The 13,911-nt window shown below is 64.1% G+C and carries 13 protein-coding genes; 5 read left to right on the forward strand and 8 right to left on the reverse strand.

Annotated elements, in window-relative coordinates:
- Positions 1 to 79 precede the first annotated feature (79 nt).
- Complete coding sequence (locus PARACOCCUSGL_RS0100245) at positions 80 to 730, reverse strand: carbonic anhydrase (RefSeq protein ID WP_010391872.1); 651 nt, start codon at positions 728 to 730, stop codon at positions 80 to 82.
- Between the two features lie 141 nt (positions 731 to 871).
- Between PARACOCCUSGL_RS0100245 and PARACOCCUSGL_RS0100250 the strand changes: the two genes are divergently transcribed.
- The 5 genes from PARACOCCUSGL_RS0100250 to PARACOCCUSGL_RS0100270 all read left to right on the forward strand — a co-directional run bounded on the left by PARACOCCUSGL_RS0100250 (position 872) and on the right by PARACOCCUSGL_RS0100270 (position 5,902).
- The gene (locus tag PARACOCCUSGL_RS0100250; RefSeq protein WP_010391874.1) at positions 872 to 1,249 is read left to right on the forward strand and encodes a hypothetical protein; all 378 of its coding nucleotides are present in this window, start codon (positions 872 to 874) and stop codon (positions 1,247 to 1,249) included.
- A gap of 68 nt (positions 1,250 to 1,317) precedes the next feature.
- Positions 1,318 to 2,721 carry a M17 family metallopeptidase gene (locus tag PARACOCCUSGL_RS0100255; protein ID WP_010391875.1) on the forward strand — a complete coding sequence of 468 codons (1,404 nt, stop codon included), beginning with the start codon at positions 1,318 to 1,320 and terminating at the stop codon, positions 2,719 to 2,721.
- Positions 2,718 to 3,566: an NlpC/P60 family protein gene (locus PARACOCCUSGL_RS0100260; RefSeq protein WP_010391876.1), complete on the forward strand. Its 849-nt coding sequence runs from the start codon at positions 2,718 to 2,720 to the stop codon at positions 3,564 to 3,566. The genes PARACOCCUSGL_RS0100255 and PARACOCCUSGL_RS0100260 overlap by 4 nt, the downstream gene beginning before the upstream one ends.
- A 24-nt stretch (positions 3,567 to 3,590) precedes the next feature.
- The gene (locus tag PARACOCCUSGL_RS0100265; RefSeq protein WP_010391877.1) at positions 3,591 to 4,652 is read left to right on the forward strand and encodes a saccharopine dehydrogenase; all 1,062 of its coding nucleotides are present in this window, start codon (positions 3,591 to 3,593) and stop codon (positions 4,650 to 4,652) included.
- A gap of 62 nt (positions 4,653 to 4,714) precedes the next feature.
- Complete coding sequence (locus tag PARACOCCUSGL_RS0100270; RefSeq protein WP_010391879.1) at positions 4,715 to 5,902, forward strand: PQQ-dependent sugar dehydrogenase; 1,188 nt, start codon at positions 4,715 to 4,717, stop codon at positions 5,900 to 5,902.
- Between the two features lie 3 nt (positions 5,903 to 5,905).
- Here the strand turns inward: PARACOCCUSGL_RS0100270 and PARACOCCUSGL_RS0100275 are convergent, their stop codons facing one another.
- The 7 genes from PARACOCCUSGL_RS0100275 to purH form a co-directional block, all read right to left on the reverse strand.
- Positions 5,906 to 6,277, reverse strand: coding sequence for a DUF3775 domain-containing protein (locus PARACOCCUSGL_RS0100275; protein WP_029371198.1), 372 nt, complete (start codon positions 6,275 to 6,277; stop codon positions 5,906 to 5,908).
- 67 nt (positions 6,278 to 6,344) lie between these two features.
- A complete protein-coding gene (mutL, locus tag PARACOCCUSGL_RS0100280; RefSeq protein ID WP_010391882.1) occupies positions 6,345 to 8,162 on the reverse strand; it encodes a DNA mismatch repair endonuclease MutL in 1,818 nt (605 codons plus the stop codon).
- 43 nt (positions 8,163 to 8,205) lie between these two features.
- A complete protein-coding gene (locus PARACOCCUSGL_RS0100285; protein ID WP_010391883.1) occupies positions 8,206 to 9,534 on the reverse strand; it encodes a pitrilysin family protein in 1,329 nt (442 codons plus the stop codon).
- The gene (locus tag PARACOCCUSGL_RS0100290; protein ID WP_010391884.1) at positions 9,531 to 10,925 is read right to left on the reverse strand and encodes a pitrilysin family protein; all 1,395 of its coding nucleotides are present in this window, start codon (positions 10,923 to 10,925) and stop codon (positions 9,531 to 9,533) included. The genes PARACOCCUSGL_RS0100285 and PARACOCCUSGL_RS0100290 overlap by 4 nt, the downstream gene beginning before the upstream one ends.
- Positions 10,926 to 11,022: 97 nt before the next feature.
- Positions 11,023 to 11,577: a DUF3035 domain-containing protein gene (locus PARACOCCUSGL_RS0100295; RefSeq protein ID WP_010391885.1), complete on the reverse strand. Its 555-nt coding sequence runs from the start codon at positions 11,575 to 11,577 to the stop codon at positions 11,023 to 11,025.
- A gap of 32 nt (positions 11,578 to 11,609) precedes the next feature.
- On the reverse strand, positions 11,610 to 12,293 hold the full coding sequence (lspA, locus tag PARACOCCUSGL_RS20135) for a signal peptidase II (protein WP_010391886.1): 684 nt from the start codon (positions 12,291 to 12,293) through the stop codon (positions 11,610 to 11,612).
- Complete coding sequence (purH, locus tag PARACOCCUSGL_RS0100305) at positions 12,293 to 13,882, reverse strand: bifunctional phosphoribosylaminoimidazolecarboxamide formyltransferase/IMP cyclohydrolase (protein ID WP_010391887.1); 1,590 nt, start codon at positions 13,880 to 13,882, stop codon at positions 12,293 to 12,295. The genes lspA and purH overlap by 1 nt, the downstream gene beginning before the upstream one ends.
- Positions 13,883 to 13,911 lie beyond the last annotated feature (29 nt).

A 13,911-nucleotide genomic window follows, 5' to 3' on the forward strand; every position in this document is an offset into this window, starting at 1 on the left:
ACGACACTGCAGATCGACGATAATGGATTCCCACGCCAGCAGCGCCCGGTCGGGTAGGGAACACGTCAGCTTCGACGGATCACAGGATCGGTATGAAACTACTGAGCTGGCTATCATACTGCTCAAGCACACCTTCGGCGATGTCGTGCAGAACGCCATGCAAGGACAGGTTTCCTGTTTCCACGGCTTCCTTCACGAATGGAAAGGTCATCATGTTTTCGAGAGAAATCAGCACTGCCTGCCGTTCAAGCGCGCGGATTTGCTTCTCGGCCGGTAGGGACGCAATACGTTCATAGCCGGGACGCAAAATATCCATCCATCGTCCAACGAAGCTCGATTTTTCTTCCAACTCGGGTGCATGACCTGAACACATAGCGTGACAGCCCTGAACACCGCCGCAGTTGGTATGTCCGACGACAACAATATGCGCGACCTTAAGCGTATTGACTGCATATTCGATCGCAGCCGAGGTGCCGTGCTGCTCTCCGTCAGGCGCATAAGGCGGGACCAGATTGGCAATGTTGCGGTGAATGAAGAATTCGCCGGTGTCCGCGCCAAAGATCGAGGTCACATGCACCCGCGAATCACAGCACGCGATGACCATAGCCCGGGGGTGCTGACCGTCCTCGGCAAGGCGGCGATACCAGACCTTGTTTTCAAGAAAGGTTGTCGCACGCCATCCATAATAGCGTTGGATCAGATACTGCGGCAGGGGACGTGCTTGCTTCATCGTTTCCTCATCTGTCAGCCGCGACTTGATAACCGCAGAACCCGTAAAGTTCGAGCGTTTTGGCACCATCCTCATAACCTTTTCTTGAGGGATTGGTGCCAGTTTCCACCTCAATTTTTATGACCCGGCAAATGAGCGGCTATGACCAGGATTTCAGTTCTGACTGTAAGTGAGGCCGCGCGGATAGATGTGCAAAGGCTTGAGCAAATCATACAGGAACTGGGGGAAATCGCAGCCGGTCAGATCATCGGCATGGCACTTGAGCAGATGGCCCTGACCTTGCATCGTACCGTCTCTGCGTTCCAGAGGGGTGATCCGGGGATGATCGTCGCCCATGCAGACAAACTTTCCCGGCTGGCCTGGCAAATGGGGATGGTGACACTGGCAGCTGTCGCCATCGATGTCGGGGCCTGTGCCGAGCGGCAGGATTTCACCGCCCTCGCCGCCACCGTCGGTCGCTTGGAGCGAATCGGAAACCATTCGCTGACCGAACTGTGGGACTTGCGAGAGACACCATGAAGCTCAGCCCTTGCAGCCCCCGACCCGGGCGCTAGGCTGTGGTCAGAAATGCAAAACAGAGCATATCAATGACACCCGAATTCGCGGACCCGAGTACCTCTTCGCTACCCCTATGGCTGATTCGCCAGGGCGAGAACGAACCCGTTTTGCCTCCAGAGCTTGGCTCTGTGGCAGCGAACTGGGCAAAGGCGCAGGGTTTCATCGGCAGACCGGGGCAAATCTGCCTTCTGCCCTCGGCCCAGGGCGGGATCGAAGGGGCGCTTTTCGGCATAGGCCCGGCACCAAAACCATCCAGCCGACCAGCACGCGAGCGCTTTTCACTGGCACGGGCAGCCGAGGCGCTGCCCCCAGGCAGCTGGCGGATTGCAAACCGGCCTGACGGGTTCGATCTGACCAACGGCGCGCTTGGCTGGCTTTTCGCACAATACCGCTTTGACCGTTACAAGCGAATCGAACCGCCGAAAGCCCGGCTCATATGCCCCGAAGAGCTGGAGCCCAGGCGATTGATCGCCATGGCGGCGGGCGAATATCTGGCACGCGACCTGATCAACACCCCCACCTCGGATATGGGCCCCGACGAGCTTGAGCAAGCCGCCCGCGCGCTTGCCCAACGTCATGGTGCAGCGGTCGAGGTGATCCACGGCGAAGATCTGCTTACCGCGAATTTCCCGATGATCCATGCGGTCGGCCGTGCCGCCGCGCAGGCACCGCGGCTGATCGACCTTCGCTTTGAGGGCAAGGGGCCACGGCTGACGCTGGTTGGAAAAGGCGTCTGTTTCGACACGGGCGGGCTCGATATCAAGCCCCCTTCGTCGATGGGGCTGATGAAAAAGGATATGGGCGGCGCGGCCAATGTCCTGGGCCTGGCCGAGACGCTGGCCCGCCTGGGCCTGCACCAGAGCATGCAGCTGCGCGTTCTGATCCCGGCAGTGGAAAATGCCATTTCCGCCAATGCATTCCGCCCCGGCGACATCCTGACCAGCCGCAAGGGACTGACGGTCGAGGTGAACAATACCGACGCCGAGGGCCGGCTCGTGCTCGCCGACGCATTGGCGCTGGCAGATGAAGAGGCGCCCGATCTGCTGATCTCGATGGCAACGCTGACCGGCGCGGCCCGCGTCGCACTTGGCCCTGAACTGCCGCCTTTTTTCTGCGACAGCGATGCAGTCGCGGCGGCAATCCAGTCGGCCGGGCTTTCCCACGATGATCCGGTCTGGCGCATGCCGTTTTGGGAACCGTACGAGGCGATGATCGAACCCGCCATCGCCGATCTCGACAACGCGCCATCGGGCGGCTTTGCGGGCGCGATTACCGCCGCCCTGTTCCTGCGCCGCTTTACTGGCCAGGCCCGGGCCTATGCGCATTTTGACATCTATGGATGGCAACCCAGCACCGCGCCCGGCCGACCCAAGGGCGGCGCGGGTCAGGGTATGCGCGCCCTTCTGCATGCCCTGCCGGAGATTTTGTCATGACCGTACCCGACCGCCGCCTGATCCCGGCGACCGAGCGGGTCGCGTTGGAAACATTGCGCGGCACCCTGCAGCGTCCCAGCTATACGGCAGGAGAGCCAGCGCGTCTGGCAGTGCCGGTGGCCGATCTGTGCCGCGCACCGCAAGGCGCGCGCGACCGCCAACTGAACTTTGGCGCCGATCTGACTGTGATTGAACGGCAGGGGGATTGGGCCTTTGTCCAGGCAACATCCGATAGCTATTGCGGCTGGGTGCAGGCGGCTGGGCTCGGCCCGCAACACCCGGAAATTACCCATCGCCTCAGCGCCCCCGCGAGCCACGCCTATACCGGGCCGGACCTGAAAACGCCCGAAACGATGCATCTGTCACTGGGCGCACGGCTGTCGGTGACCGGGATAAAGGACGGCTTTGCCCGGTTGGCGCAAGGCGGCTGGGTCCCGGTCCAGCATATCTCGGACCGGCCCGAAGCCGACCCTGCGGCGGTGGCCGGGCTTCTGCTCGGCACGCCCTATCTCTGGGGCGGCAACAGCCGCTGCGGGATTGATTGCTCGGGTCTGGCGCAGGCGGCACTAAGCGCCTGTGCGATCCCCTGCCCCGGCGACAGCGATTTGCAACGGAAAGCCTTTCCCGAGATAGGGGACGAGATTCGCCGCAACGACCTGTTGTTCTGGCCCGGTCATGTCGCCCTTGCACTGGATTCGCAGCGTATAATTCATGCCACCGCCTATGCCATGGCGGTGATCATCGAGCCTATCGCCGAAGCTGTCGCCCGAATCGATACGGCTGGAAACGGGCCGTTTCTTGGCGCCCATCGCCCGCCACCACCGGGAGGGGCCACCTATCCCTGACCCCCTATAACAAAGGAGGCATGCTTGGTTCATCTTTGGGTCCGCGCGGAAAGCCGCGCCAATGAGCAAAGGGTCGGCGTCACGCCCGAAGGCGTGGCCGCGCTGATTGACCAAGGCTTCCGCGTCACGGTCGAGGAAAGCCCGCATCGCATCCTGCCTATCGCCGATTACCGGGCAGCAGGGGCCGCGATCGCCCCCAATGACAGTTGGCCCGACGCCCCAGCCGATGCGATCATCTTTGGCATCAAGGAGCTGCCCGAAGACGGTGCGCCGCTTGCTCATCGGCACATCATGTTCGGCCACGCCTATAAGGGACAGCCCGCCGGGCAAGCGCTGCTGCGCCGGTTCCGCGACGGGGGCGGCACCCTTTACGATCTGGAATACCTGACCGACGACAATGGCCGCAGGCTGGCAGCCTTTGGTTATTGGGCCGGGTATGCCGGTGCAGCAGTGACGTTAAAGGCATGGGCGGCCCAGCGAAGGGGTGGCATCTGCGGGCCGGTTGATACCTGGCCTTCGCAAGACGCGCTTGAGACAGAGCTACGGGCCGAACTGGACGCGACCGGCGCCCCGCGTCCCCATGCCATCGTCATCGGTGCGCTGGGGCGGGTGGGTAGCGGGGCCTCGGACCTGCTGACGCGGATGGGGGTACGGGTGACGAAATGGGACATGGCCGAAACCGCAGGCGGCGGCCCGTTCCCAGAGGTCCTTGCCCATGAGATGTTCATCAACTGCATTCTCGCCAGCCCGCAAACTCCGGTCTTTGTCCCGCCCAATGCGGTCAATCCCGGCCGCCTGCTAACCGTGATCGGCGATGTGGCCTGCGATCCCTCCAGCAGCTTCAACCCGGTCAAGGTCTATGACCGGGTGACGGACTGGGCCCGGCCGGTGATACGCGTCGCCGAGCAACCACCGCTGGATGTGATGGCAATCGACAATCTGCCGTCACTTTTGCCGCGCGAAAGCTCGCTTGATTATGCCGGACAGCTTTTGCCAGTCCTCAAGCAGCTTGATCATATAGATCAGGGCGCATGGGGCCGGGCCGGCGCGCTGTTTCGCGACCATCTCGCGGCGCTTTCAGCGTAAAGGGGAACACAAGCCGCCCCGGACCGTTGAGCTTGCGAACCGATCCGGGACCGGAGGCGATCATGAACACTATCCGACGCACCCTTGCCGCCACGCTCGTCCTCGGCCTTGCTGCGCCTGCAGCGATGGCCGAGTTGAACGACCGTCCCCCGAATGCCCGTGACCAAAGCCCGGCCTTTCCCGGCCAGACCCGTGCGCCCGAAATCCATCAGGACATCCCGATTGCCCGCAGCACGCTTATTCGCGGGCTCGACAGCCCATGGGGGATGGCGCTTTTGCCTGATGGCGGGCTGCTGATCACCGAGCGTAGTGGCGGGATGCGGCTTTTCCGCGATGGCAAGCTTTCAGACCCGATCAAGGGCCTGCCCGCTGTCGACGCCCGCGGCCAGGGTGGTCTGCTGGATGTGGCAGTCGCACCGGATTTCTCCCGGACACGGCAGGTCTGGTTCAGCTTTTCAGAACCACGCGGCGAGGGGCGCAACAGCACCTCGGTCGGCACCGGAAAGCTATCAGCAGACGGAAAGGCGCTTGAGGGCGTGCGCGTGATCTTTCGGCAAGAGCCGGCATGGGCCTCGACCCTGCATTTCGGTTCGCGGTTGATCTTTGACCAGCAAGGGCAGCTTTTCGTCACCACAGGCGAAAGATCGCTGCCCGAGCCACGCAAGCTGGCCCAGGACCCGCACACCCATCTGGGCAAGGTCCTGCGCATCAATCCGGCAAGCGGCGGCCCTGCACCGGGCAATCCCCCCGCTCAGGGTGACACGCGGCCCGAGATCTGGTCCCTTGGCCACCGCAACCTTCAGGCAGCGGCGCTTGACGCACAGGGTCGGCTGTGGACGGTCGAACACGGCCCGCGCGGCGGGGATGAGCTCAACCGCCCGCAGCCAGGGCGCAACTACGGCTGGCCAATCATCACCTATGGGCAGGATTACAGCGGCGCGCCCATCGGCCAGGGCATCACCCAACGCGAGGGGATGGAGCAGCCGGTCTATTACTGGGACCCGGTCATCGCCCCCAGCGGCATGGTCTTTTATCAGGGCACAATGTTTCCCGAGCTGCGCGGCGACGCGCTGATCGGCGGCCTGCAAGCACAGGCCGTGGTGCGCCTGCGGATCACCGGCGACCGCGTCAGCGGCGAACAGCGCCTTGTCGAGGGCATCGGCCGCGTCCGCGATATCGAGGTTGCCCCCGATGGCGCGATCCTGATCCTGACCGACGGCGGAGCGTTGATCCGGCTTGCCCGGGGCTGAGGGTCAGACCGGACGTTGCAGGTTGTCCTCTTCCTCTTCGGGGGACAGGCCCAAAGCCTCCATCCCGGCTTCGAGGTAATCGGCAAGCTGGGGCTCGCCCATCAGGTAATCCTCGGTCGGGGTGCGGCGCTCGGCCTTGGCGGTGCGAATCGCCTCGGTCAGATCTTCGGCGGCAAAGGTATCGCGGCCAATCCACATCACCGCGACAAGGCTTGCCTGCTCATCCTCGTTCAGACCGGCGATGAATTCGGCAAGCTCGGTTTCGGTTCCATGGCCCCTGCGCTGCCCGCTATGCGCCCAAGGGTTTACCCCGCTGTCATATTCGCGCGCGCGGATGATGACATGGGCGATCTTTTCGGGGCTGATTTCCAGCATGGCTGCACCTCCGGTCTTTGCCCCTTTGTCGCGCCGGGCAACGACGGGGTCAATCACGGCCGTACGGTCACCGTCCAAACAGCCGCTCGATATCCGAAAGCTTGAGCTCGATCCAGGTCGGGCGGCCATGGTTGCACTGGCCCGACTTCGGCACCCGCTCCATCTCGCGCAGCAGGGCGTTCATCTCATCCGCCGTCATGCGCCGTCCCGAACGGACCGAGCCGTGACAGGCCATTGAGGACAGGACCGCGTCGACCCGCGCCCGCAGCCGCTCGGATGTGCCCTGATCGGCCAGATCGTCGAGAATGTCGCGGATCAGTCGCTGGACGTTCAGCCGTTTGACCAGCACCGGCACCTCGCGTACCGCCACCGCACCGCCGCCGAAAGGTTCAATCACCAGACCCAGCTCGGCCAGATCCCCGGCGATTGAAAGAATCCGCTGGGCGTCGGCCTCGGACAGTTCGACGATCTCGGGGATCAGCAGGGCCTGACTGGCGATGCCGTTCGTCTCTTGCTGCGCCTTCAGCCGCTCATAAACCAGCCGCTCATGCGCGGCGTGCTGGTCGACGATGACGATGCCATTGGCGGTCTGGGCGATGATCCAGTTTTCGTGCAGTTGCGCGCGGGCCGCGCCCAGCGGGGCGTCGGTCTGCGCCTCGCCCCCGGGCTCCGGCTCGACGCGGGCCGAGGGCGATTCGGCAAAGCCCGGCGCCTGCAGGGCAAGGCTGGCTGCAATCGCCGGAGCCGAGGGGCGAGAGGGGGCGTAGCTTGCCTGATAGCGGCGCGGAGCTTCGGGCTGCGGCTCAGGCCGCGCAAGACCCAGCGCCGCCGTTGCCACAGTCGATGAGACACGATGCCCCGCCCCCGCCAGCGCGTGACGCAGGGCCGAAACGACCAGCCCGCGCGCGATCCCCGGTTCGCGGAAACGCACCTCGGCCTTGGCGGGGTGGACGTTAACATCGACCTGATGCGGGTCGCAGGTCACAAACAGCACCGCCGCCGGGTGACGCCCCGAAGGCAGCACATCCATATAACCGGCCCGCAGCGCCCCGGTCAGCAGCTTGTCGCGAACCGGACGACCGTTCACGTAAAGATGCTGCGCAACCGCCGCGCCGCGCGAATAGGTCGGCAAGGCGGCAAAGCCGGTCAGAGTGATACCGTCCCGCTCGGCGTCGATCGGCAGGGCGTTGTCGATAAAATCGCGACCCATGACCCGCGACAGCCGTGTTTGCAGGGCGCCGAACAGATCACCCTGTTCGGCATCGGCGCGGAACAGTACCCGCGCCTCGTCCTCATCGGTCAGGATAAAGCCGACATAGGGTTCGGCCATGGCAAGGCGGCGGATGACATCGGCCACGGCCTGCGTCTCGGCCCGGTCCGTGCGCAGAAACTTGAGCCGGGCAGGGGTGGCAAAGAACAGATCGCGCAGTTCGACCACCGTGCCCCGATTGCCAGCGGCAGGCTTGACCGAACCGATACGACCGCCCGAGACCGAGATTTCAGCCCCGTCAAACCCCGCAGCACGGCTGGCAATACGCAGTCGCCCGACCGCGCCCAGGCTGGGCAAAGCCTCACCGCGAAAACCAAAGCTGCGAATATCCAGCAGGTCGCTGCCGTCGATCTTGCTGGTCGCATGGCGGGCAAGCGCCAGAGGCAAGTCCTCGGCAGTCATGCCGCAACCGTCATCGGTAACGCGGATCAGCGCCTTGCCACCCTTGGCAATCGCCACCTCGATGCGGGTGGCACCGGCATCCAATGCGTTCTCGACCAGTTCCTTGACCGCCGAGGCCGGCCGCTCGACCACCTCACCAGCGGCAATGCGGTTGGCGGCCGCCTCGTCCAGTTGCCGGATCACCGGGCGCATATTGGGGTCATGGGTGTTCATAACCCCATATTTAGCAGTTTCGGGCAAGGCGGGAAAGGATTCGTCAGTCGGTCGCCTCAACCCCGTCGGGCCGACCGACCAGAACAAAGCGAATCTGATCGGAATGCAGCAGGCGACGCGCGACGCGCTGCACATCCTCGGCAGTGACGGCCTCAATCTTGCTGTTCCGGGTATTCACGTAATCAGCCGGCAGGCCGATCAGCTGCATCCCCGCCAGAATCGACGCGATCTTGCCATTGCCATCGAAACGCAGCGGATATTCCCCGGTCAGGTAGGTCTTGGCATCGGCCAGTTCCTTTTCGGTCACGCCTTCGGTGACAAAACGGTCCCAGACCTGCCGGATCAGATCAACCGCCTCGGCCACCTTGTCATTGGCGCTGGCCATGCCACCCTGCCATGTCTCGCCATAGACACCATTCGACAGACCGGTGCCCACGCCATAGGTCAGGCCACGTTTTTCGCGGATCTCTTCCATCAGGCGCGAGGAAAAACCGCCGCCGCCAAGAATGTGATCCGCGACGAAGGCCGCGAAATAATCCGGGTCGGACATGGGCAGACCGGGTTGGGCAAAATTCACCACGGTTTGCGGGCTGTCCCAATCTATCACCGTCACGCCTCCGGTCAGTTGCAGGCTGGCGGGCTGGGGCAAGGGGGCCGAGCCGGTTTCAGGCAGCCCGCCCAGCACGCTGTCGATCAGCTTGCCCAGTTCCTCGCCAGTGATGTCGCCCGCCGCCGCGACGACCACGCGATCCCGGGCGAGGATACGATCCTTGGCGGCGACCAGATCATCACGGGTCAGGCTGGCAACGGATCCGGCAGTGCCGTTGACCGAGGTGGCATAGGGATGATCGCCCCATGCCTGTCGGGCCAGTTCCTTGGCGGCAATGGCATTGGGATCGGTCGCTTCGGAACGGATCACCGCTTGCAACTGTCCGCGCACCCGCTCGACCGCGTCGGGGTCAAAACGCGGCTCGGTCAGCGCCTGACGCAGCAGCCCGGCTGCCTGATCGCGGTTTTCGGTCAACATACGGGCGCTGACGATCAGCGCGTCATCGCCAACGTCAAAGCGGTTCTGCGCGCCCAGCCCCTCGACCGCCTCGGCATATTGGACCGAGCTCATGTCGCCCGAGCCTTCCTCAAGCAAGGCGGTCATCAGGCTGATCTGGCCGCGCTTGCCGGGCGCATCAAGGCTGGCGCCGCCCCTGAACATCAGCGACAGCGCAGTAAAGGGAATCGAGTGATCTTCGACCAGCCACACCTTGATGCCACCGGGCGAGGTAATCTCCTGAATATCAATAGCGCGCGCACCCTGACCCATGGCAGTCAGGCTGACCAGCGCAGCAAAGGCGAGGGTAAAGACAGCGCGGATCATTCGATTTCCCCTGATTTGGCGGCGTCTGCCGAGGCCGATCTTGCAGCCTCGTCCGTCGTGCCAGGCGCGGGCAAGAGCCAGCCGGTGACGCTGACCTTGCTGTCGAGCACCAGTTTTGCGGCGGCACGGATATCCTCGGGCGTTACAGCGGCAAGGATATCCGGCCAGTCGTTCACATCCTCGACCGTCAGACCGACCGCCAGGCCCTGACCATAATCATAGGCGCGGCCATGCGCCGAATCCTGGGCATAGACGCGGGCGGCGCGGATGCTGGTCTTGACCCGTTCAAGCTGGGCAGGGTCGGGACCGTCGGTCAGGAATTTCGTCAGCGCCGCGTCCAGAGCCGCCTCGGCCTCGTCATTCGGGACGCCCGGCACCGGCACCAGCGAGATGCCAAAGGTGGTCGGATCGACCGACAGCCCGTCATAGAAGGCATTGACGTAAAGCGCCTTGCCGGTCAGCACCAGATCGCGCGCCAGAACCGAGGTCTGGGCCGAGCCGGCCAACAGATCGGCCAGCACAGTCAAGGCAGCGGCGGTCTGTTGGTCACCGGGGTTGCGTTCGGGCGCAATCACAGTGCGGATCAGCACCGGCTGAGCCACACGGGCGTCAACACGCTCAATGCGGCGGGGCGAGCGCTGGACCGGCTCTTGCGGGCGCGGTTTGCGGGCGGCGTCGGGTTTGGGCGGCACCGGACCGTAATATTTCTGCGCAAGTTCGCGGACCTGATCGGCGGTTACGTCGCCCGCCACCACCAGCACGGCGGCATTGGGCGCGTAATGGGCATCGTACCAGGCGATCGCGTCCTCGCGCGTCAGACCCTCCATCTCCTGGCGCCAGCCGATCACCGGGCGGCCATAGGGATGGTTATAGAACTGAACCGCGCTGCGCTCTTCGGCGAATTGCGAACCGGGGTCGCTGTCGGTGCGCTGCGAGCGTTCTTCAAGCACCACCTGCCGTTCGGCCTGCCAGTCATCCTCACCAATACGCAGATTCGCCATGCGGTCTGATTCCATCTCCATGATCAGCGGCAGGCGATCGCTGGCGATACGCTGGAAATAGGTGGTGAAATCATAGCTGGTAAAGGCGTTGTCCATGCCGCCATTGGCGGTCACGGTTTTGGACAGCTCACCCGCTGCCAGCTTGTCAGTGCCCTTGAACATCAAATGCTCGAGATAATGGGCAATGCCCGACTTGCCGGGCTGTTCATCAGCCGAGCCGATCCGATACCACAGCATCTGCACGACAACCGGGGCGCGGTGATCCTCGATCACCACGGCCTCAAGCCCGTTATCAAGCGTGAAGTGGCTGATTCCCTTTGGCATCTCGGCCAGTGCAGGCGTGGCGGCCAGCACCAGTGCAAAAGGTGTCAGGCGGGAAAGGATATTCATGGGCAGGCTCCGGTTCCGGGTGCGCGCCCAAAAGCTGCCTTGCCCGGCGCGGGCGCGCAAGCCTGCCGCCCGTCACCTAAGCGTGATACGCGCGGAATCAGTCGCGCAACACGCTTCTTTCAGGGGCTGCCGGCGCAGGCACACCCCGGTTGCGCGGCGGCGCGGCGGGCAGCAGCACGCCGGTCGGGCGCCAACGCTCAAGCTCGGCCCAGCTGTCCAGCGTCATCGGCTCATAGGCGCGGTAATAGACATTGGTCCGCGCCAGCACCTCAAGCAGGCGACGCGAATGACGGCTACGCCATTGGGCATCCTCTTGCGCGGTGGTCTGGCGGATGGTGCCGTCGCGGCCCAGCCGCGAGCTATAGGCGATCAGCGCCCCATCCGCTGCCCCGACCCCCTGGGCCGAAAGCTGCGCCGGGTTACCCCCCAGGGCGGCAACGGCATCGGCGCGCGGCGTCGGATCGGTAATATTCGAGCCACCCGGCGTCGGAGCCGGCAGGTCGTTCAGATCCGTCGGCATTTGCAGCGGCTTGGTGGGCAGGATGGCGAATTCGTCGGGACTTGTCCGCCCGGCATTGATGTTCATCAGGTGCGGATCGGTGCTGCAGGCGGCAAGGCCCAGCATGGTCAAGATCAGTGCGATCGCCCGCATCTTCCGTCCCTCTTATTCGTCCCGCGCCGTTCTTAGCGCGTATTCCCGTCCTCGTCACGGGTCTTGTCGTCAAAGGCCGCATCGCCCGACGCCTCGGGCTGCGCCGCAGGTTCGGGCTGGCGGGATCTGGCCTGCCGGGGCTTGGCCGGAGCCTTGCGCTTTTTTGCACCCTTCTTGCTTTCCGGCGGCTGCAGAACCAGCCCCAAAGCACCAAGAAAGATGGCAATATCCGCGACGTTGAAACTATAGGGGTTGCGCCAGCCGGGCAACGACATGTTCAGGAAATCCGCGACCGCCCCATAGGTCAGCCGGTCCACGACATTGCCCAAAGCCCCGCCGATCAGCAGCCCCGCCGCGATCTGGGCAAAGCGCGAAGGCTTTGCCTGTCGGATCCAGATCACGACCCACAGACAGACCGCCAGCGCAATCGCGATCAGAACCCAGCGCATGATGTCGACATCGCTGGCGAACAGGCCAAAGTTCATGCCCTGATTCCAGGCCATGCGCAGGTTCAGCCACGGATCGAACAGGTCGATTTCGCGCACCCGGTCGAGCCGCATCATATGCACGACCAGATATTTCAGCACCTGATCCAGCAGGAAAATCACCCCCGCCGTCAGGATGACAGGACGCCAGACCGGGGGCGCCGGTTTCTTTGAGCGCCGCCGGGGTGCCGCAGATTTCTTACGCGGCTGGGGGGTCGCGGTCTCGGCCATCAGTGACGGAAATGCCGCTGGCCGGTAAAGACCATGGCAAGGCCCAGACGGTCTGCCGCCTCGATCACCTCAGCGTCACGCATCGAGCCGCCGGGCTGGATCACCGCCCGCGCCCCGGCTGCAGCCAGCGCCTCGACCCCGTCGGCAAAGGGGAAGAAGGCGTCAGAGGCAACCGACGAACCGATGGTCAGCGCCTCGGTCAGACCCAGCGCCTCGGCCATGTCCTCGGATTTGCGCTTGCCGATCCGGGTCGAATCGACGCGGCTCATCTGACCGGCGCCGATGCCGACGGTGGCAAGATCGCGGGCATAGACAATGGCGTTCGACTTGACGTGCTTGGCAACGGTCCAGGCGAAAAGCAGGTCCTCAAGCTCTTGCTCGCCCGGCTGGCGCTTGGTCACGACTTTCAGATCGGCGCGCAGGATGCGGCCATTGTCACGGCCCTGCACCAGAAAACCGCCCGCGACCTGCCGGAAGGCCAACCCAGGGGCCGCCGGATCAGGCAACCCGCCAGTGGTCAGAAGGCGCAGGTTCTTTTTGGCGGCAAAGATCTGCTTTGCCTCGTCGGTGGCATCGGGCGCGATCACCACTTCGGTAAAGATCTCGGTGATTGCCTGCGCGGTTTCACCGTCCAGAACCGTGTTCAGCGCGATGATGCCGCCAAAGGCCGAGGTGCGGTCGCAGTCAAAGGCGCGGCGATAGGCCTCGACCGCCGTCTTGCCGCGCGCCACACCGCAGGGGTTGGCGTGTTTGATGATCGCCACCGCCGGCCCTTCGGCCGGGTCGAATTCGGCCACCAGTTCAAAGGCCGCGTCGGTGTCGTTGATGTTGTTATAGCTCAGCTCTTTGCCCTGCCACTGCTGCGCGGTGGCAACGCCGGGCCGGTCCGAACCGTCGCGGTAGAAGGCGGCGGACTGGTGCGGGTTCTCACCATAGCGCAGGCTTTGGGCAAGGGTGCCGGCAAAGCTGCGGCGGCGCGGGGTTTCTTCGCCGATCGCCCCGGCCATCCAGCCCGAGACCGCAGCGTCATAGGCAGACGTGCGCGCATAGGCGATCTGCGCCTGACGCTGGCGAAAGCCCAGGGTCGTGGCGTCGTCGTTGGCATCCAGCTCGGCCAAGACGGCGGAATAATCCTGAACGTCCACCACCACAGTCACGAAGGCGTGGTTCTTGGCCGCCGCGCGGATCATCGCCGGGCCGCCAATATCGATGTTTTCGATGCAGTCTTCGTAGCTTGCGCCTTTGGCGACCGTCGCCTCGAACGGATAAAGGTTCACGACCAGCAGGTCGATCATCTCGATACTATGCGAGCTGGCAGCGGCCATATGCTCTTCGTTGTCGCGCAGGGCCAGCAGGCCGCCATGCACGACCGGGTGCAGCGTCTTGACGCGGCCGTCCATCATCTCGGGAAAGCCGGTGACATCGGCGACGTCAACGACACTCAGCCCTGCCTCGCGCAGCGCCTTGGCAGTGCCGCCGGTGGACAGGATCTCGACGCCCCGCGCCGAAAGCGCCCGCGCGAAATCGATCAGCCCGGTCTTGTCGGAAACGGAAATCAACGCGCGCTTCAGCGGAATGCGGTCGGTCATCGGTCTGGGCCCCGTGAAATGGATGACAG

The sequence above is a fragment of the Paracoccus sp. TRP genome, assembly GCF_000185925.1.
Taxonomy (GTDB): Bacteria; Pseudomonadota; Alphaproteobacteria; order Rhodobacterales; family Rhodobacteraceae; genus Paracoccus; species Paracoccus kondratievae.